Raw genomic sequence first — 19,773 nt, 5'->3', positions numbered from 1 at the left:
TGGGATCTTCTTTATTTACAATTTTATTACTAAGGGAGAGAGGGGTTACAATGGATAATTTAATGTTAAATAACAAAATCTATCTTGAAGGTAAGATAGTATCTGAGCTAGAATTCAGTCATGAAATGTATGGGGAAGGGTTCTATAGTTTTAATTTGGAGGTTATGAGACTTAGTGATTCAGTAGACATGTTAAATATTACTGTATCAGAAAGACTTTTAACTGGGATAGATATTACTATAGGAAAAGATATAATTGTTGAAGGTCAACTAAGATCCTACAATAAATTTATGGATGGTACTAATAAATTAATCTTAACTGTTTTTGCTAGAAATATAGAGCCTTGTATAGAAAGAAGCAAGAATCCAAATGAAATTTTCTTAGATGGGTATATTTGCAAGGAGCCTGTATATAGAACAACACCATTTGGAAGAGAAATAGCTGATGTTTTATTAGCTGTAAATAGAGCTTATAATAAGTCAGATTACATTCCAACTATAGCTTGGGGAAGAAATTCTAGATTCTGTCAAACTTTAAGTGTTGGTGACAATATTAGAGTGTGGGGAAGATTACAAAGTAGGGAATATCAAAAGAAGATAACAGAAACAGAAGCAGTAAAGAAAATAGCATATGAAGTTTCTATTTCTAAGATGGAGAAGGTAGGTAAAGAAGAGAGTGCTTCACAAGATGAAGAAGGAGCAGTGTAGATTAAATTAAATTTCAAACATATTTGGATAAAGATAAGAAAAACCACAAGAAAATTATAAAGTAAGATATAAAGCAGTCTTTGAAAGACTGCTTTTTCAATATGTATCACTTTCTTAAATCATCAAGTAACTTAGTTTTATACTTTGTTTGTTCATCAACATTTTTTATAATCTTAGCAGGAGAGCCAGCTACAACAACACCTTCTGGAACATCTTTTGTAACTACTGAACCAGCTGCTACAACAGATCCAGAGCCTATCTTTACTCCTTCTAAAATAACTGAATTAGCTCCAATCATTACATCATCCTCTATAACGCAAGGAGACATACTAGGTGGTTCTAAAACACCAGCAATAATTGCACCTGCACCTACATGAACCCTTTTGCCAATCTTTCCACGTGCACCGATAACTGAGTTCATATCTATCATAGAGGATTCCCCTATCTCAGCACCTATATTTATAACAGCACCCATCATTATAACAGCATTTCTGCCTATTTTAACCTTGCTTCTAATTATAGCGCCAGGTTCAATTCTTGCATCTTGTTCTAGTAAATTCAGCATAGGTACTGCAGAATTTCTTCTATCATTTTCGATTCTAAAATGCTTAATTATATCTTTGTTATCAAGAATTATATTAGTAATTATATTTGACTCTCCAAATAATATATAAAAATTATTAAATCCATACCATTCAGTTTGTTCAAGGTTAACCTTAGAAAGGTCACCATTAACATATACTTGTACAGGTGTGGATTTTTTTGATTGTTTGATAAACCTAGCTAATTCGTAGGGATCAGTAAAATTGTATTCCATATTTAAGCTCCTAAAATTACTCTTAGTATTATAATTATGATTAAGAGTAGTAATATTTGCAGAAATTATAAATTTTTTTGGTTATAATATATATAAACTAGAAATGAGGTGGATGTATGATACAAATATATACAGGTAATGGAAAGGGAAAAACAACTGCTTCTATAGGTCAAGGCGTTAGAGCAGCTGGTAGAGGATTTAAGGTATATATGGTGCAATTTCTTAAGGGTACCCCTACAGGAGAGTTGGAATCTTTAAAGAAAATAGATAATTTTAAAGTTTTTAGATTTGAAGAGAAAAGGGATTTTGTTTGGAATTTGAATGAAGAAGAAATTGAAGAGCTAAAAAAAGAAGTTATTAATGCATATAATTTTATTTTAGAAATTGTAGAAAATAAAGAATGTGATCTTTTAATAATGGATGAAATTATGGGAGTATTAAAGAATGGCTTTTTATCGGTAGAAGATATTATAGAAATAATTAATAGAAATAAACATGATATAGAAATTATTATGACAGGAAGAGATGTGCCTAAGGAGCTAGCAGACAGGGCAGATTTAATTACAGAGATGAATATGGTAAAACATTATTATGAAAAAGGTGTACCTGCTAGAGAGGGAATAGAGTATTAAAAAACATGTGGCTAGTAAGAGCCACATGTTTTTCTATGTCAAAAATGCGTAAGGAGATATATTCAATATCACAAGGATATCTTTTGTAAAAAACAAAGGAAATATACTTGCTAATTTATATGATCGCTTTGGAAGCCTTCTCTTTTTACTGAATGTTTCTTTCTAGTTCTATTATTATTCTTTCCTTCTTCACTAGTTATTGGAGTTTGGTAATTACATTTTTCCATTCTAGCGTGCTTATTATCGGGTTGGCTATCTTTTGTCAAGTTAATCACTCCTCGTTACTTTTATCTACTAATTTAGTATGTATAACTAATATTACTCTTATACCGTGAAATTAAATTATTATTAAAAATATAAAAGAAGCTATTATAGATAGAAATTTTCTACCTATAATAGCTTAATTTACTGTTATTTATTTTCTATAACATTTTCCATATTATATAAGCCTGCCTCAGTTACTTTGCTCATATATTGGCAAGCTTTTAAAGCACCAACAGCAAAAACTTCCCTAGAGATTGCTTTGTGAGTTAATTCTATAACTTCGCCAGTTCCAGCAAAAATTACATCATGATCCCCAACAATGGAGCCACCTCTAACAGCATGTATACCTATTTCATTATCTTTTCTCTTTGAATTTCCTTCTCTTCCATAAATATATTCTGTTTCATATGGAATAGAATCTTTTATTGTATCTGCTAATAGAATAGCTGTTCCACTAGGAGCATCTACTTTTTGGTTATGATGTTTTTCTATAATTTCAATATCATAGTTTTCATATAATAATGGAACTACCTTCTTTAATAGAGAATTTATTAGATTAATTCCAAGAGACATATTAGCTGATTTAAATAATGGAAGAGTTTTACTCTTTTCATTTATTAAATTTAAATCTTCTTTAGAATATCCAGTTGAACATAAAACTAAAGGTTTTTTAGTTTTTTCTGTTAACTCAAGAAGATTTGATAAAGCATCAGCTCTTGAGAAATCTAAAAGTACATCATAATCTATATTTACATCATGAACATTCTCAAAAATAGGAAAGCTAGTTTCAGAAGGAAACTTATCTATTCCAGCTACAATTTCAATATCGCTGAAATTTTTGGCAGATTCAACAACCATTTTTCCCATCTTTCCTGAGCATCCATTTAAAATTACTTTTGTCATATGGTCACTCCCTAAAGTAAATTATATTCTTTTAATGTGTCCTTTAATTTCATTAAGTTACTATCACTCATTTCATAAAGTGGTAGTCTTAAAGGACCAACTTCCTTACCTATTAAATTTAAGGCTGTTTTAATAGGAATAGGATTTGTTTCTATAAATAAGGTGTTAGATAGTTTTAGATTTTCTAATTGAAGGTCTAAAGCTTTTTTTACATCTCCATTTAAATAGCACTTTATCATGGTGTGCACAGCGTTAGGAATAATATTGGCTAGTACTGATATAACTCCCTTACCACCTAAAGACAATATAGGTATAGCTTGGTCATCATTTCCTGAATAAATATCTATTTTATCACCACATAAAGCTTTCATCTGTACTACTTGACTAATATTTCCACTAGCTTCTTTAATAGCAACTACATTTGAAAGGGTAGATAGTTCCTTTAAGTTTTCAGGAGTAATGTTAACTCCAGTTCTACTAGGAACGTTATATAAAATAATTGGTGTGTTTACAGAATTATTTATTGCCTCAAAATGTTTTATTAAACCTCTTGAATTTGTTTTGTTATAATAAGGAGTAATTACTAAAAGGCCATCTACACCAACACTTTCAGCATATTTACTCATTTCTATAGATGATAGAGTATTATTTGAACCTGTACCTGCTATAACTGGGATTCTTTTATTTACAACATCAACGGTAAATTTTATTGTAAGTTTTTTTTCTTCCTCACTCATAGTTGTAGCTTCACCGGTTGTCCCACAAATAATAATGGCATCAGTACCTTCTTTTATGTGCCACTCTAATAATTCCTTAAGCTTTTCATAATTTACTCCATTATCATTAAAAGGAGTAACTATAGCAACGCCAGAACCTTCAAAAATTGACATTAGAAATCCTCCAATCTTACTTTTTATCGATCATAAGCTCTGCAATTTGAATTGCATTTAATGCAGCACCCTTTCTAATGTTATCAGCAACCACCCATAAATTTAAACCGTTGTCCACACTAAAGTCTCTTCTAATTCTTCCTACATATATTTCATCTTTTCCTGTTACATATAAAGGTGTAGGGTACTTCAATTCTTTAGTATTATCATATACAACTACGCCTTCAGTGTTGCTTAATAAGTTAACTATATCATTTAATTCAAATTCATTTTGAAGCTCTAAGTTAATGCTTTCACTATGAGAATTTAAAACAGCAACTCTAGCAGTTGTAGCAGTTATTTTTAATGTGTCATCATGAAGAATTTTTCTTGTTTCATTAATCATCTTCATTTCTTCCTTTGTGTATCCATTTTCTTCGAATACATCAATGTGTGGTAATACATTACCTGTTATTGGATAAGGGAATTTTTTAGGTTCAATTCCTTTATAACCATCCTCTAAGTCTTTTATTCCTTGAATTCCAGCCCCTGATACCGCTTGGTAAGTTGAATATACAATTCTCTTGATTCCATACTTCTTATGAATAGCGTTTAGTACAGGCATAGCTTGAATAGTAGAACAATTTGGATTAGCTATTATTCCGTTATGCCACTTTATATCTTCAGGATTAACTTCAGGTACTACTAGTGGTACCATTGGGTCCATTCTCCAAGCACTACTATTATCAATAGCAACAGCACCGATTTTAGCAAATTTAGGTGCAAATTCTAAGCTTACACTTCCCCCTGCCGAAAATAAAGCAAAATCAATTTTCTTATTTACTATATTTTCATCGCAAGTCTCCTCAACAATGAAGTCCTTTCCTTTAAATTGTAATGTTGTACCTGCGGATCTTTTAGATGCGAAAAGATACAAATTTTTTACTGGAAAATCTCTTTGTTCCAATATTTCTAAAAATTTTCTACCTACATTTCCAGTAGCCCCAACAATTGCAACGTTATACAAAAGTATCCCTCCTAAATATTATTAATATAATTTCTTATATACAATTAATATAGTTAAAGTGTTGGGAAATATCAATAGTATTGGTAAAAATAATACAAATTTCTTGTATTTACAAGAAGGAATAAATATAAGCTATGGGGGAATAATAAGCTTGAAATTTAAGAGGGAGTGAAAGTTTTGAGTAAGACACCATTAAAAAAAGTAATAAAAGCTAAATTAAAAGGAAATAAAGAATTAACACCTGAAGAGGAGTTAAGAGAAAAAATAAAATACGAAATAGCAGAGGAACTTGGGTTAAAGGATAAAGTGGATGCCTTTGGTTGGGGTGGACTAACAGCAGAAGAAACAGGCAGAATTGGAGGAATTATGACAAAAAGAAAAAAAGATCTTCATATACCTACCAATAATGAAATTCTTGGTAGAAAATAAATTGACTTAATGAAGGAATAGCTTTAATATATTTGTAGTAATTATAAAACTACTGGGGGAAAAGTTATGGCCTATGGCGAATTTGCAAAGATTTATGATGAGTTAATAAATGAAGATATTAACTATGATTCAATGGTAGTAAGATTGAAAGAAATAATTGATAAATATCAAAGTAATCCAGTTGATTATTTAGATTTAGCCTGCGGAACAGGTAATATTGGCGTAAGAATGGCTAAATATTTTAAATCTACATATGCAGTTGATTTATCTGAAGATATGTTAAGAGAGGCTTTTGATAAATTTAAAGCTGAAAGGATTAAAGCTAAAATCATATGTCAAGATATGAGAGAGCTTTCCTTAAACCATAAATTTGATGTAATAACATGTGTATTAGATTCAACTAATTATCTTATAGAAGATGGTGATTTAGAAAAATACTTCACAGGAGTATATGAACATCTTAAAGATGGAGGATTATTTATTTTTGATATCAATTCTTTTTATAAATTAACCAATATTTTAGGAAACAATATTTACACATACAGTTCTGAGGATGTTTTTTATACTTGGGAAAATACAATTGAAGATAATGTTGTAAATATGTTTTTAACTTTCTTTGTTAAAGAGAAAAATGAACTTTATGAAAGATTTGAAGAAGAGCATTTTGAGAGAGCTTATGAAGAAAGTGAAATAGAAGAAGTTTTAAAGCAAGTAGGATTTACTTTATTAGGTAAATTTGATGGATACAATAGAGATGAAGTACAACAAGAAAGTGAAAGAATTTTATATGTTGTAGGAAAGAATATGGAGGTATAGTATGAAAGATAAAATTATAAGAGCAACTGCTAAGGATGGTATGGTTAGAATAATTGGTGGTATCACAACTACTATGGTTAATGATGGAACTAGCGTTCATGAATGTACACCTTTAGCATCTGCAGCACTAGGTAGAATGTTAACAGCAGCAGCTTTAATGGGAAGAACATTAAAATCAGATGATGAAGTTGTAACTATAAAGATAAATGGCGGAGGAATAGCTAAGGGAGTAACAGTTACAGGATATCAAAATGCATCAGTTAAAGGATTTATAGGTAATCCATATTTAGAGCTACCACTAAACGCTAAGGGTAAATTAGATGTAGGTGGAGCAATAGGTAAAGATGGCTTATTATATGTAATAAAAGACTTAGGATTAAAAGAACCATATGTAGGTCAAGTTCCAATACAAACTGGAGAAATCGCTGAAGATTTAACATATTATTTTACTGTTTCTGAGCAAACTCCTTCAGCAGTATCTTTAGGGGTGCTTGTAGATAAGGACTATTCAATAAAGGCTGCAGGTGGGTTTGTAATTCAAATGATGCCAGGTGCAGATCCATTATTAGCAGATTTATTAATGTATAGATTAGAAGAAATACCTTCAATAACAACAATGATAAGTGAAGGTAAAACAATTGAAGAAATATTAGAGTTCATTTTTGATGGAATGGATTTAAAGATATTAGATGAAGTTGAACCTAAGTATGTTTGTGATTGTTCAAGAGAAAGAATAGAAAAAGCCCTAATTAGTATAGGTGAAAAAGATTTAAGAGAAATATATGAAGATGGTAAAGAAGAAGAAGTTGTTTGCCACTTCTGTAATAGAAAATACAAATTTACTAATGAGGATATAAAAGATTTATTAGAAAAAGCTACGAATAAATAAGGAGACAGTGGCAATAGAGAAAACTTATTCTCTATTACCAAGACTATATTCTAAATTCTATATGCAAAAATATAAGTTCTTAAGTTTTTAAAAACTTAAGAACTTAAGAAGTTATAGTAAAAATGCGATGTTGAATGGATCTTGGTGAGATGATATGCTAATTCGATAGCTTAAAAAAGACTACTACAAAATAAAATATTTTGTAGCAGTCTTTTTTTATGGAGGCGCCGCCCAGATTTGAACTGGGGATAAAGGTTTTGCAGACCTCTGCCTTACCACTTGGCTACAGCGCCAAAGCTTATATTAATAATGTATACATTAACCTTAGATTTGATACTACTTTTATAAAGATTGATTTATAATGAAGTGGACAAAAGGAAATACTAGTTGTAATAGGAGGTGATACTTGTGAAATTACAAGAGAAATTTAATGAAATTGAAAAACATTTATTAGAAGATGATAAGCCTTCGGTATATTTAAATGAATTAAAGAGTTCAGGAGAACTAGCTGTAGAACCTTTTAATTGGTTAATAAGTCTAGAAAAAATAGAACAATCACCTAAACATCATCCAGAAGGAGATGTATGGGTACATACTATGATGGTTGTTGATAAAGGGAGTTCTTATAGAGATTATGTAGAAGATAAAAAGGTATTTATGTGGGCATTATTATTACATGACTTAGGGAAGAGAAGTACAACTAAGCTAAGAAATGGAAGATGGACTTCATATGATCATGATAAGGTTGGAAGAAAAGATTCCTATGATTTTTTAAGTTGTTTTAATTTGGATGAAGAATTTAAGACGAAGGTTTCTATATTAGTAAGATATCATATGCATTTGTTATTTATAATGAATAAATTGCCATATGGAGATATAAAGGGAATGAAAAAAGAAGCTAATCTACATGATTTATCATATGTATTTCTAAGTGATAGGTTAGGTAGAGGAGGAATGGATAAAGAAGAAATAGAGAAGGTAGAAAAAGAAGTAGAGTCATTTAGAAATAAGTTTTTTAATATGAAAATATAATAACACCTTTGATTATAGCAAATTAAAATTTTATATTTTCTTATATAAATAGGATTAAGTTTTAAAGCTTAATCCTATTTTTAATTATTTAAAGGTAAATAATTTTCATAGAAACATTTTTATAACTCCTACGTAATATATATGGAAAGCTAGATGCATAAGAGACTTCCTCGGTCTATGAGCTTTCCTTTTTTTAACGCTATTGGCTCTATATCATGCTTGTAAAGAAAGTTATAAACTTCTTTGCCATAAGCATAAGAATTTAATTCGCCAAATAAGGCTAACCTATTTTCGGATATCATTCCGCCAACTCCTCCTATGAATCCATAATTCAAAGAGGGTAATAGTATGTCTCCAGGGGGAATAAGAAGTACGTCTAAGTCTTCTTGAATTAATTTTTTATAAATTCCTTTATCACTTGTAATGAAGGTATCTTTTCCTAGTGGTAATACGGAACATTTGGTATATCCTTGCTTAACGTTAATTACCTTTTTATTATCCTGAAGTTTAAGAAGGTTTGGGTCTGTGTAATTTAAATCGTGAACAAAAAGATTATCAGTAATTAGTGCATTTATAATTATATTTTCTGGGTAATTAGTTCCTAAAGAATTCTCAGAGAGTATATAACCAATTCCTTTAGAGGATAATAGATTTAAAAAATCCTTAGAAATATCCTTTTGCACAATAACTTTCTTATTCTTTTTATCAAGGATGTTAAGTTGGATATCAACATGACCATTTATAGCTTCATAAACCTTTGAACATTTTGGTATTAAAATAGGTTCTATATTTAAATTTATTATATTATTTAATTCTTCATTACTAATTCTGTAGTCTAAAAAACAATACATGATAAAAACTCCTAATTATTTCTATAAGAATACATTACTATATCATGTAAGCAAAAATCAATATGTACAAAGGGGTAAAAATAAATTCCGTATATTGAAGAGATTTTAATACATACTATTACTATGGAAGGGAGTGAAACCCATGCTTGTACTACAGTTAGCTTATTCAGGTGAACTAGATTTTGTTGAAGAACTTCAAGAGCTAAAGGAACTATTGAAAAAGAAGCACATAATAATAGGTGTGGTTGAAAGTTTAGAAGGGAAGACACATGTCATAAAAGTTATGTGTGATGATTCGAATTATAGTGATAGAACAGGTAATATAATTAATTTATATATTAGTAATATCCTTTATAAAATTGTTATTACAAAGTACAAAGAAAAAGAACTTTTTGAGTATTTGACAGACACATACTTTTTCTTGAAGCAAGATGAAATATTAGAAGTAGAAGAAGAAATAATGAAGGTCCTATATTGTGAGGAAGGCGTTCATGATTCTAATTTTATATTTTATTCTAATAAAACAAACGCAATTATAGATAAAATAAAAGAATGTATTGAAGAAAATAATGAGATTAATATTAATGGATTCATTACTTTTAGGATGCGAGAGTTGAGAAAAGATATTGAAGATGTTATAGATAAAGTAGTTGAAAGATATATGGTTGAAAAAGAATATAGAGAATTTATACGACTGTTAAAATACTTTGTTGAAATTCAAGAGTGTAGAGTTGAGGAAATTAACTTAACAGCCTTACCATCAGGGGGATATATAGTGACAGATGGATATGGAGAAGATATATTTCCTACATTTTTAAATGAATTATCAGACTGTAAAATAGGAATTGATGCCAATGTTGAAGATATAGTTATAAGTGGATTGATAACCAATGCCCCTCAAAAGATAGTAATACACAAAAGAGAGGAATGTAAAAATAAAGAGTTTATAGAAACTATAATAAATGTCTTTGGTGAAAGAGTAGTATTTTGTGACGGATGTAAATTGTGTTCAAAAACTAATATAAAAATGTAAAAAGTTGTTGACAATGTATATAAGCAATGATAAAATAACATTTGTTAAGAAGAAACAGCCGTTTCTCACCATGCAACTTTGAGTTAGCTTGGTTATTTATCTAGATTATTTATGTGAAGTAATTACGATAATAGAAAACGGCGTTTTACGCCGTTTTTTTTATATTATAAAGTTTGCTTTAATTTTTTCGGAGGTGAAAACTATTAATAAAAATTATATAGTGAATGAGGATATTAGAGACAAGGAAATCAGAGCTATTGGTGCTGATGGTTCTCAATTAGGTATCTTACAAACAAAAGAAGTCCTTAAGATGGCTGAAGAAGCGGAGTTAGATTTAGTGATGATATCACCAAATGCTAAGCCTCCAGTTTGTAAAATAATGGACTTAGGAAAGTTCATTTATGAGCAATCAAAGAAGGAAAAAGAAGCTAAGAAGAAGCAAAAAGTTGTTAGTATTAAAGAGGTAAGAGTTAGTCTTACAATAGAAGAGCACGATATCGAAATTAAAGCTAAAAATGCTAGAAAGTTCTTATTAGACGGAGACAAAGTTAAAATCACTGTTAGGTTCAGAGGAAGAGAAATGGAACTTAGTCACTTAGGTGCAAAGATCCTTGAAAACTTCGCTAACAAATTGGCTGATGTAGGTAATATAGAAAAGCCAATTAAAAAAGAAGGAAGAAATATGACAGTGGTTATTGGCCCTAAAAAGGCATAAACTGAGAGGAGGAAATTTATCATGCCAAAAATGAAAACTCATAGAGGTGCAGCAAAAAGATTCAAGAAGACAGGTACAGGAAAGCTAAAGAGAGCTAAGGCTTTCAAGAGCCATATCTTAACTAAGAAGAGCTCAAAAAGAAAGAGAAATCTTAGAAAGACAGGATATGTTTCAACTACTCAAGAAAAAGCAATGAAGAAATTATTACCATATCTATAAGAATTGGTACAGGAGGTTTAAGGAATGGCAAGAGTAAAAAGAGCGGTTAATTCTCGTAAGAATCATAAAAAAGTTTTAAAGCTTGCAAAAGGATACTACGGTGGGAAGAGCAAGTTATTTAAAACTGCTAACGAATCAGTTATTAGAGCATTAAGAAATGCTTATGTTGGAAGAAGATTAAAGAAGAGAGATTACAGAAGATTATGGATAGCTAGAATAAATGCTGCTACAAGAATGAATGGTCTTTCTTATTCAAAATTCATGAATGGAATCAAGTTAGCTGGAGTTGACATAAACAGAAAGATGTTATCTGAAATAGCTATCAACGATCCAAAAGCATTTGCAGACTTAGTTGAATTAGCTAAGAAGCAATTAAACGCTTAATATAAGAATGCGGCCTAAGGTCGCATTTTCTTTTAATATTAATAAAGTAGTAAATTGCTTTATTATCTAAAGAAAAAAGTTACTTAGGGTATATTATGTCTTGCTCAGTATGATAATACTATTGGCAGGATATTATATACTCTTACTTTTATATAAATATAAAACAAAAGAAAATTGATTTGGTTTATAAAGAGGTATAATAAAGCATTAACTTTTGGAGTGATTATATGCAAAAAATGAAGAGGATTAATAAATATAAATTAAATGGGGTACAGACGTTAGCCCTTGGTTTCATTGCTCTAATTATTATGGGAGGATTGATACTTAGTTTACCTATATCTTCTGCAAGTGGAGAGAGTACCAATTTACTAGATGCTCTATTTACGTCTACCTCTGCTGTATGTGTTACTGGTTTAGTAACATTGGACACAGGGACTCATTGGAATGCATTTGGGCAAACAGTAATCATACTACTAATAGAAATTGGTGGCCTAGGTTTCATGTCATTTACTACTTTTGTAGCAATATTATTAGGTAAAAAGATAACTCTTAGAGATAGATTAATAGTGCAAGAAGCTTTGAATACATTTAGTATACAAGGTCTTGTAAGAATGGTTAAATATGTACTTGGGTTCACATTTGCGGTTCAATTCTTTGGGGCATTGCTGTTATCAACACAGTTTATACCTGAGTTTGGACTTAAAAAGGGATTTTTTTACAGTATATTCCATTCAATATCTGCTTTTTGTAATGCTGGTTTTGATTTGTTTGGTAAATTTTCAAGTCTTACTGGATTTTCAAGCAATATAGCAGTAATTTTAACAATAAGTGCACTTATTATTATTGGAGGGTTAGGCTTTACAGTATGGCTTGAAATATATAGCTATAAGTATAAAGGATTAAAAAAATTATCCGTACATGCTAAAATAGTTTTATTAATAACAGGTATTTTATTAATAGGGGGATTTGTAGCTATGTTTTTTATAGAGTATAGCAATCCAGAAACTATTGGTGGCATGGGATTAAAGGATAAGTTGTTAAATTCCTTCTTTGCATCTGTTAGCCCAAGAACAGCAGGATTTAATAGTGTATCTACAGATGGAATGACAACAGCAGGTAAGTTCTTAACAATTATATTAATGTTTATTGGAGGATCACCAGGTTCAACAGCTGGAGGGCTTAAAACAGCAACTTTTGGTTTGGTAATACTTACAGTTATAAGTGTAATTAAAGGTAGAGAAGATACAGAAGCCTTTGGAAGAAGATTTGCCAAGGAATTAGTATATAAGGCTTTTGCATTATTGATAATAGCAATGGGATTAATAATAGTAGTTACAATGTTATTATCAGTAACTGAAAAAGGAATAGAATTTATAGATTTACTTTATGAAGCAACTTCAGCCTTTGCTACAGTAGGGTTAACTACAGGTGTTACACAAAAACTAAGTACAGTAGGTAGAATTATTATAATGATAATGATGTACTTTGGTAGAGTTGGTCCACTAACTGTTGCGCTTGCACTTACTAATAGAAAGAAAAAAGTTGATTATAAATATCCAGAAGGAAAGATATTAATAGGTTAGGGGATGATTTAATGGCTAATAAACAATTCGTTGTAATAGGACTTGGAAGATTTGGTGCTTCAGTTGCAAAAACATTATATTCTTTAGGAAATGATGTTTTGGCTATTGATAAAGATGAGGATTTAATTCAAGATATATCAGATAGTGTTACTCATGCAGTACAAATGGATGCAACTGATGAAAATGCATTAAGAACATTAGGTCTTAGAAATTTTGATGTTGCAGTAGTTACAATAGGTGCTAATATTCAATCCAGTGTAATGGTAACACTGCTAGTAAAAGAATTAGGTGTAAAATATATAATTGCTAAAGGAAATAGTGATTTACATGCAAAAGTATTATATAAAATTGGTGCTGATAGAGTAATTCTACCAGAAAAAGATATGGGGGTTAGAGTTGCTCATAATCTAGTTTCATCAAGTATACTTGATTATATAGAATTATCACCTGATTATAGTATAATGGAAATTGAGGCTTTAGATGAATGGCAAGATAAAACATTAAGAGATCTTAAGCTTAGAAGTAAGTACGGAATAAATGTAATGGCTATTAAGAAAGGTGATGAAATTAATCTTACGCCTTCAGCAGATGATACTGTTGAATCGAAAGATATTATTGTTGCTATAGGGTCAGCTCAAGATTTAGCAAATCTTGAAGGTGTAATAGTTAAATTTAAATAATTGAGGTGTAAACTTTGGTTCTTATAGAAAGTAAAGATAACAATTTATTTAAAGAAACCAAAAAGCTTAAAGAGAGAAAAGGAAGAAATAAGAGCTCTAAGTATTTAATAGAGGGATTTAGATTAATAGAAGAAGCTTGTAAAGCAAATCTACCTATAGAATGTATTTTTATAAGTCATAGGTTAGAAGAAAACAAGTTTGAAGAATATTTGGGAAAATATATAACTAATAATATGAAACTTTATACATTGAAAGACAGCTTGTTAAGAGAGCTATGCTCAACTGAAGAACCTCAAGGGGTTGTTGCTGTTGTTAAGATGAATGAAGTTGACTTAAATAAAGAAGGTAGTTTTTATATTTTATGCGACAAGGTTCAAGATCCTGGTAATTTAGGTACTATTATTAGAACTGCTCATGCAGCAGGTGTAGATGGAGTAATTCTAACTAAGGGAACTGTTGATATATATAATGAAAAGACTATACGTTCTACAATGGGATCTATGTTTTATATTCCAATAATCTTAGAGGATAGTGATTTTACAATTACTAAATCCTTAATAAATAAGGGCTTTTCTCTTTTAGCTACATCCTTAGATGGTGATAAGGATTTCTTTAAAGAAGATTTAAGCGGGAAGATTATTATTTCCGTAGGCAACGAAGGTAATGGTGTAAGTGAAGAAGTATATAACCTTTCTAATAAGAAGGTAAAAATACCTATGCCAGGAGGAGCGGAGTCACTAAATGTAGCAATAGCTACATCTATAGTGATTTATGAAAAAGTTAGACAGAATCAGTTGAATTTTTAGAAAAACATTTGTATAATAGGAAAGTAATAGAATATTAAATAAACTATGATTGAGAGAGTAAATATAAGAAACTTTTTCAGGGAGAAGGGGTCGTGGACTGAAAGCCTCTTTATAGAGAATTATATTGAAGTTCGCTCAGGAGTTCTAACTATGAAATAATAGTAGTAGTTAGCGGGGAACCGTTAAATTAACTAGAGTTGGGTATCTATTTTTATAGAACCAATTAGGGTGGTAACGCGGATAATCCGTCCCTTTTTTAGGGACGGTTTTTTTTATTTTATAGAGAATTTTCTATAAAGTATTCAATGGCCCTAGAGGTAAAGAAGAAAGGAGAATAAAAATGCAAGAAAAGTTAATGCAAATTCAAGAAGTTGCTTTAAGAGAAATTGAAGAGGCAAATAACAGTTCAGCTCTTAGTGATATAAGAGTTAAGTATTTAGGTAAAAAAGGTGAACTTACAACTATTTTAAAAAGTATGGGAGGGTTATCAAAAGAAGAAAGACCTATAGTTGGTAAGATGGTTAATGACGTTAAGAAGGTTGTTGAGGAAAAACTAGATGCAGCTATTAACGCTATAAAAGAAAAGGAAAAGAATGAAAAACTTCAAAATGAAATTATAGATATTACTCTTCCTGGAAAGAAGAATGTATTAGGAAAGAGACACCCATTAGAATTAACTCTTGAAAGAATTAAGGATATATTTATATCTATGGGATTCTCAATTGAAGATGGTCCAGAAGTAGAATTAGACCACTATAACTTCGAAGCTTTAAATATTCCTAAAAACCATCCAGCTAGAAGTGAACAAGATACATTCTACATTAATGATAATATAGTTTTAAGAACTCAAACTTCACCAGTTCAAATAAGAACTATGGAGAATCAAGAACCACCAATAAAGATGATATCTCCAGGTAAGGTTTATAGATCAGATGCAGTAGACCCTACACACTCACCAATATTCTATCAAATGGAAGGGTTAGTTGTAGCTAAGGGAGTAACATTTGCAGATCTTAAGGGAACTTTAGAACTATTTGCAAAGAAGATGTTTGGAGATAAGGTTCAAACTAAGTTTAGACCTCACCATTTCCCATTTACAGAACCATCAGCTGAAATGGATGCTTCATGTTATGTATGTGGAGGAAAAGGATGTAATGTATGTAAGGGATCAGGTTGGATAGAATTACTTGGTTGTGGAATGGTTCATCCAAATGTATTAAGAAACTGTGGTATAGACCCAGAAGTGTATAGCGGATTTGCTTTTGGCTTTGGTATAGATAGAATGGTAATGCTTAGCTATGGCTTAGATGATATCAGATTATTATATGAAAGTGATATGAGATTCTTAAATCAATTCTAGAGGAGGATAAGGGAATGAAAGTACCATATAATTGGCTAAATGATTATGTTGATATAAATGTAGATGCAAAAGAATTAGGTGATATTCTGACTTTAACAGGTTCTCAACTTGAAGAAGTAGAAATACAAGGTGACAATATAAAGAATGTAGTTGTATGTCATATTTTAAAGATAGAAAAACACCCTGATGCTGATAGATTAAATGTTTGTCAAGTAAATATAGGAACAGAAGAAATTCAAATAGTTACAGCTGCTACAAACATGAAGGAAGGGGATAAGGTTCCAGTAGCTCTTCATAAATCTATTTTAGCAGATGGAACTGAAATTAAGAAAGGTAAGATGAGAGGGGTCGTATCTAACGGTATGTTCTGCTCAGAAGAAGAGCTTGGAATTGCTGGAGATGAACCAGTTCATGGATTAATGATTTTACCTGAAGATGCTCCTGTAGGAATGGATATTAAAGAGTATCTTAAGCTTAATAAAGCAATATTAGATTTTGATATAACTTCTAATAGACCAGATTGTTTAAGCATGGTTGGTATGGCTAGGGAAACAGCAGCAGCTTTAGGAACTACTTACAAAATGCCAAACATGAGCTTTGAAACAAAATCTTCAAAGAATATAAATGATAAGTTAGAAGTGGAAATAAAGAGTAGCCTTTGCAACAGATATATGGCAAGAGGAGTAAAAAATGTAAAGATAGCTCCTTCTCCAGGTTGGATGCAAGAAAGACTTCTTGAAGCAGGTATTAGACCTATAAACAATATAGTAGATATTACAAACTTTGTTATGCTTGAAATTGGAGAACCAATGCATGCCTTTGATGCTAGACAAATAACATCAAAGAAGATTGTTGTAGATACTGCTAAGGATGGAGAAAAGTTCACTACTTTAGATGAGCAAGAGAGAGAATTAAATTCAACTGTTCTTTGCATTAAGGATGGAGACAGAACAATAGGTCTTGCAGGTATAATGGGAGGATTAAACTCTGAAATAGAAGAAGGTACTACAGAAGTAGTATTTGAATGTGCTAATTTCGATGGAACTAATATAAGAGTTAACTCAAAAGCACTAGGAATAAGAACTGAAAGCTCAGCAAGATTTGAAAAGGATATAGATCCAAACCTAGCTGAATTAGCTATTAATAGAGCATGTGCACTTGTATGTGAATTAGGTGCTGGAGATGTAATGGAAGGAACTATAGACCTATATCCAAATAAGAAAGAAGAAGGTCATTTAACTGTTTCTGCTAGTTGGATTAATAAGTTCTTAGGTACAGAAATACCTGTAGAGGATATGAAGAAATACTTAGATTCTTTAGATATGCCTACAACAATAAATGGTGATGATTTAGAAATTACATCTCCTACATTTAGAGTTGATATAGCTATAAAAGAAGATATAGCTGAAGAGGTAGCAAGAATCTACGGATATGATAAAATACCTACTACTGTATTTGATGAAACACCAACAAGGGAAAACAAACACAAAAATGAAGTATTAAGAGGTATTGTAGTTGATGCTTTAATAGCTTCAGGAATAAATCAATCTATATCTTATTCATTTGTATCACCAAAGGTATTTGATAAAATTAGATTGCCAGAAGATTCACCATTAAGAGATGTAGTTAAAATTAAGAATCCTTTAGGAGAAGATTACTCTGTAATGAGAACTTCAACTATACCATCAATGATGGATTCTTTAGGAAGAAATTATTCTAGAAGCAATGAATATGCGAGATTATTTGAAATAGGAAAAGTATATCTTAAGAATGAAGATGACAACAAGTTACCAACAGAAAAGAATGTTTTAACAATTGGTATGTATGGAAACTGTGATTTCTTAGACCTTAAGGGTGTTGTAGAAAATGTACTTGATAGATTAGGAATAACTAAGGCAAGATTTGTACGTGAAAGTGAAAATCCAAGCTTCCATCCAGGTAAAACTGCTGGAATTCAATTAAGAGGTAAGTCTGCAGGTGTGTTTGGAGAAATACATCCAGATGTACAAGAAGCTTATGGACTAGATGTTGCAGCCTACATTGCTGAATTAGATTTAGATTTACTATATGAAGCTTCTGAAACAGTTAAGAAGTATACACCTATTCCTAAGTTCCCAGCAGCAACAAGAGATATAGCTATATTAGTAGACGATTCTGTTCTTGTTGGTGACATTGAAGAGGCTATAAGAAAAGCAGGAGGTCCTTTAGTAGAAAAGATAACTCTATTTGATATATATAAGGGAGCTCAAATTGAAGAAGGAAAGAAGAGCATAGCTTATGCAATAGTTTATAGAGATCCTAAGAAATCATTAACTGATAATGATGTAAATAAGGTTCATGATAAGATATTAAAAGCATTAGAGCATAAATTAGGAGCTCAATTAAGATAATTTCCTAGATATTTAAAAAGCAGTATATTTGTTTAGAGCAAATATACTGCTTTAATTTAACTATTTATAATTTCGTTAGTAGACTTATTTGAATCTTTAACTCTGTTAAAGACATCTTCACTAAGGCCTTCTATATCATTTGATTTTAGAATTTTATTTGTAGGTAATATATTATAGACTGTCTTTCCAGAAGCATTAACATATTTATATACCCAAGTTGGTTCTGTCTCATAAGAAGTTAACTTTAATTTGTTATTAGAATCTTTAGTAATAAACAGTTTAACCATTAACCCATCTTCTGATTTTATATTTCCCATTGTTTCAAATCTTTGATTAGATATAAAATTTCCTAGAGAATAGCAAACCAATGTTTCATTTCCGTTGGTATCATTTTTTAGCGTTCTTATAGGTTGAACCACATGAGGATGACTTCCAAAGATAACATTTACCCCAATAGAATTTAGCATACCTGCCAATTTTTCTTGTTGAGCACTTGGTTGTAGCTGATATTCATTTCCCCAGTGTATATAGAAAATGGTAAATTCAGCTCCATCTTTAATCATATTATCATAAGTAGACTTCATATTATTTATGTCATTCTCTATATTAGAATCACTAAATAAGTTTATTTTAGGCTCCATTTCCTTAGATAAGGGAAGTCCATTTATATATCTATAGCCATTTTTATCTATTGTTGAATAAGTATAATTAGTTATTCCAATCTTAACACCTTTTATATCCTTAACTATATAATTTTTATCGCTAACTCCATTCTTTATTCCAAGAAGGTCTAAACCAGCTTCTTTTATTAATTTAGCAGTACTCTCAATACCCTTATCTCCCATATCATTAATATGATTATGAGTAGAACAGGCCATGTCAAAACCTGCATTTTTTATGGAATCTAATATTTCTTTAGGGCTATTAAACTTTGGATAGCCACTAAAATTATGTCCCTTACCTAGATAAGTTGTTTCAGAGTTACATATGGCTAAATCAGAAGAGGATACATAGTCCTTTACATAAGTGAAAAAGTCATCATAATTATAAGTATTTGTTTTTGAATCGTATCCTGAATAAACTTGTTCCATATGCATAAGAACATCTCCTGCACCAAGTACAGAGATGGTTGTATCTTCTTTTTCAGCTATGGTAGGAGTAGTTGGTTCATTATAGCTATTACAAGATATAATTGTAAATGATAAAATTAAAGTTAATAATATTGAAAGAATTATTTTCTTATTTTTCATATAAGCACCTCACTAAAGAAATAATATCATAAAGTGAAATGTTTGTAAAATTTTTACAATTAAAGGGAGACTTTAAAGAAAATAAAGTGATAAAATAGGTTTAAAACATATTGTAGG

The 19,773-nt window shown here is 30.5% G+C and carries 22 protein-coding genes, 1 tRNA gene and 2 other annotated features; of the genes, 15 read left to right on the top strand and 8 right to left on the bottom strand.

What is annotated here, in order from left to right:
* The first annotated feature begins 50 nt into the window (after window positions 1-50).
* Window positions 51-707, top strand: a complete 657-nt coding sequence (locus I4V16_RS01060; RefSeq protein ID WP_049177573.1) for a single-stranded DNA-binding protein — start codon at window positions 51-53, stop codon at window positions 705-707.
* A 106-nt stretch (window positions 708-813) separates the two neighbouring features.
* Here the strand turns inward: I4V16_RS01060 and dapD are convergent, their stop codons facing one another.
* A complete protein-coding gene (gene dapD, locus I4V16_RS01055; RefSeq protein WP_049177572.1) occupies window positions 814-1,524 on the bottom strand; it encodes a 2,3,4,5-tetrahydropyridine-2,6-dicarboxylate N-acetyltransferase in 711 nt (236 codons plus the stop codon).
* A 116-nt stretch (window positions 1,525-1,640) separates the two neighbouring features.
* Here dapD and I4V16_RS01050 point away from each other — a divergent pair, with 116 nt between their 5' ends.
* Window positions 1,641-2,156: a cob(I)yrinic acid a,c-diamide adenosyltransferase gene (locus I4V16_RS01050; RefSeq protein ID WP_049177571.1), complete on the top strand. Its 516-nt coding sequence runs from the start codon at window positions 1,641-1,643 to the stop codon at window positions 2,154-2,156.
* Window positions 2,157-2,266: 110 nt separating this feature from the next.
* Here the strand turns inward: I4V16_RS01050 and I4V16_RS01045 are convergent, their stop codons facing one another.
* The 4 genes from I4V16_RS01045 to I4V16_RS01030 all read right to left on the bottom strand — a co-directional run bounded on the left by I4V16_RS01045 (window position 2,267) and on the right by I4V16_RS01030 (window position 5,219).
* Window positions 2,267-2,422 carry a hypothetical protein gene (locus I4V16_RS01045; protein ID WP_165438808.1) on the bottom strand — a complete coding sequence of 52 codons (156 nt, stop codon included), beginning with the start codon at window positions 2,420-2,422 and terminating at the stop codon, window positions 2,267-2,269.
* Window positions 2,423-2,567: 145 nt separating this feature from the next.
* Window positions 2,568-3,323: a 4-hydroxy-tetrahydrodipicolinate reductase gene (dapB, locus tag I4V16_RS01040; RefSeq protein ID WP_049177570.1), complete on the bottom strand. Its 756-nt coding sequence runs from the start codon at window positions 3,321-3,323 to the stop codon at window positions 2,568-2,570.
* 11 nt (window positions 3,324-3,334) lie between these two features.
* Window positions 3,335-4,213: a 4-hydroxy-tetrahydrodipicolinate synthase gene (gene dapA, locus I4V16_RS01035; protein ID WP_049177569.1), complete on the bottom strand. Its 879-nt coding sequence runs from the start codon at window positions 4,211-4,213 to the stop codon at window positions 3,335-3,337.
* 16 nt (window positions 4,214-4,229) lie between these two features.
* A complete protein-coding gene (locus I4V16_RS01030) occupies window positions 4,230-5,219 on the bottom strand; it encodes an aspartate-semialdehyde dehydrogenase (protein ID WP_049177568.1) in 990 nt (329 codons plus the stop codon).
* A 177-nt stretch (window positions 5,220-5,396) separates the two neighbouring features.
* Between I4V16_RS01030 and I4V16_RS01025 the strand changes: the two genes are divergently transcribed.
* The 3 genes from I4V16_RS01025 to hslO all read left to right on the top strand — a co-directional run bounded on the left by I4V16_RS01025 (window position 5,397) and on the right by hslO (window position 7,353).
* The gene (locus I4V16_RS01025) at window positions 5,397-5,648 is read left to right on the top strand and encodes a small, acid-soluble spore protein, alpha/beta type (RefSeq protein WP_027097611.1); all 252 of its coding nucleotides are present in this window, start codon (window positions 5,397-5,399) and stop codon (window positions 5,646-5,648) included.
* Window positions 5,649-5,714: 66 nt separating this feature from the next.
* Window positions 5,715-6,464, top strand: coding sequence for a class I SAM-dependent methyltransferase (locus tag I4V16_RS01020; RefSeq protein ID WP_049177567.1), 750 nt, complete (start codon window positions 5,715-5,717; stop codon window positions 6,462-6,464).
* 1 nt (window position 6,465) lies between these two features.
* Window positions 6,466-7,353 carry an Hsp33 family molecular chaperone HslO gene (gene hslO, locus I4V16_RS01015; protein WP_049177565.1) on the top strand — a complete coding sequence of 296 codons (888 nt, stop codon included), beginning with the start codon at window positions 6,466-6,468 and terminating at the stop codon, window positions 7,351-7,353.
* A 219-nt stretch (window positions 7,354-7,572) separates the two neighbouring features.
* On the opposite strand, the gene I4V16_RS01010 is transcribed toward hslO, so the two are convergent.
* Window positions 7,573-7,646, bottom strand: a tRNA-Cys gene (locus I4V16_RS01010).
* Window positions 7,647-7,761: 115 nt separating this feature from the next.
* Here I4V16_RS01010 and I4V16_RS01005 point away from each other — a divergent pair.
* Complete coding sequence (locus I4V16_RS01005) at window positions 7,762-8,385, top strand: HD domain-containing protein (protein WP_065423160.1); 624 nt, start codon at window positions 7,762-7,764, stop codon at window positions 8,383-8,385.
* 149 nt (window positions 8,386-8,534) lie between these two features.
* Here the strand turns inward: I4V16_RS01005 and I4V16_RS01000 are convergent, their stop codons facing one another.
* Entirely contained in the window at window positions 8,535-9,236 is a 702-nt protein-coding gene (locus I4V16_RS01000; protein ID WP_195963235.1) for a DUF6873 family GME fold protein, read from the bottom strand.
* A gap of 142 nt (window positions 9,237-9,378) precedes the next feature.
* Between I4V16_RS01000 and ytxC the strand changes: the two genes are divergently transcribed.
* The 9 genes from ytxC to pheT all read left to right on the top strand — a co-directional run bounded on the left by ytxC (window position 9,379) and on the right by pheT (window position 18,406).
* Entirely contained in the window at window positions 9,379-10,269 is an 891-nt protein-coding gene (gene ytxC, locus I4V16_RS00995; RefSeq protein WP_049177561.1) for a putative sporulation protein YtxC, read from the top strand.
* A 40-nt stretch (window positions 10,270-10,309) separates the two neighbouring features.
* Window positions 10,310-10,437, top strand: a sequence feature (ribosomal protein L20 leader region).
* Between the two features lie 25 nt (window positions 10,438-10,462).
* Complete coding sequence (gene infC / locus I4V16_RS00990) at window positions 10,463-10,984, top strand: translation initiation factor IF-3 (protein ID WP_027097617.1); 522 nt, start codon at window positions 10,463-10,465, stop codon at window positions 10,982-10,984.
* A 21-nt stretch (window positions 10,985-11,005) separates the two neighbouring features.
* Entirely contained in the window at window positions 11,006-11,203 is a 198-nt protein-coding gene (rpmI, locus tag I4V16_RS00985) for a 50S ribosomal protein L35 (RefSeq protein WP_027097618.1), read from the top strand.
* A 24-nt stretch (window positions 11,204-11,227) separates the two neighbouring features.
* Window positions 11,228-11,587, top strand: coding sequence for a 50S ribosomal protein L20 (gene rplT / locus I4V16_RS00980; RefSeq protein WP_049177560.1), 360 nt, complete (start codon window positions 11,228-11,230; stop codon window positions 11,585-11,587).
* 236 nt (window positions 11,588-11,823) lie between these two features.
* Window positions 11,824-13,170, top strand: a complete 1,347-nt coding sequence (locus tag I4V16_RS00975) for a TrkH family potassium uptake protein (RefSeq protein ID WP_049177628.1) — start codon at window positions 11,824-11,826, stop codon at window positions 13,168-13,170.
* Window positions 13,171-13,181: 11 nt separating this feature from the next.
* Window positions 13,182-13,850: a TrkA family potassium uptake protein gene (locus tag I4V16_RS00970; protein WP_049177559.1), complete on the top strand. Its 669-nt coding sequence runs from the start codon at window positions 13,182-13,184 to the stop codon at window positions 13,848-13,850.
* A 14-nt stretch (window positions 13,851-13,864) separates the two neighbouring features.
* Window positions 13,865-14,656 (top strand): RNA methyltransferase, encoded by a 792-nt coding sequence (locus I4V16_RS00965; RefSeq protein WP_049177558.1) that lies wholly within the window; start codon window positions 13,865-13,867, stop codon window positions 14,654-14,656.
* A 36-nt stretch (window positions 14,657-14,692) separates the two neighbouring features.
* Window positions 14,693-14,912: a binding site (T-box leader), on the top strand.
* Between the two features lie 84 nt (window positions 14,913-14,996).
* Window positions 14,997-16,016: a phenylalanine--tRNA ligase subunit alpha gene (gene pheS, locus I4V16_RS00960; RefSeq protein WP_099329472.1), complete on the top strand. Its 1,020-nt coding sequence runs from the start codon at window positions 14,997-14,999 to the stop codon at window positions 16,014-16,016.
* Window positions 16,017-16,030: 14 nt separating this feature from the next.
* Window positions 16,031-18,406, top strand: a complete 2,376-nt coding sequence (gene pheT / locus I4V16_RS00955; RefSeq protein ID WP_195966359.1) for a phenylalanine--tRNA ligase subunit beta — start codon at window positions 16,031-16,033, stop codon at window positions 18,404-18,406.
* Window positions 18,407-18,462: 56 nt separating this feature from the next.
* Here the strand turns inward: pheT and I4V16_RS00950 are convergent, their stop codons facing one another.
* On the bottom strand, window positions 18,463-19,656 hold the full coding sequence (locus tag I4V16_RS00950) for a CapA family protein (RefSeq protein WP_195966357.1): 1,194 nt from the start codon (window positions 19,654-19,656) through the stop codon (window positions 18,463-18,465).
* Window positions 19,657-19,773: the final 117 nt, after the last annotated feature.

The organism is Clostridium sp. 1001283B150210_160208_E6 (assembly GCF_015669365.1).
Classification (GTDB): Bacteria; Bacillota; Clostridia; order Clostridiales; family Clostridiaceae; genus Clostridium; species Clostridium paraputrificum.
This window is presented reverse-complemented; position numbering and strand designations above follow the sequence as displayed.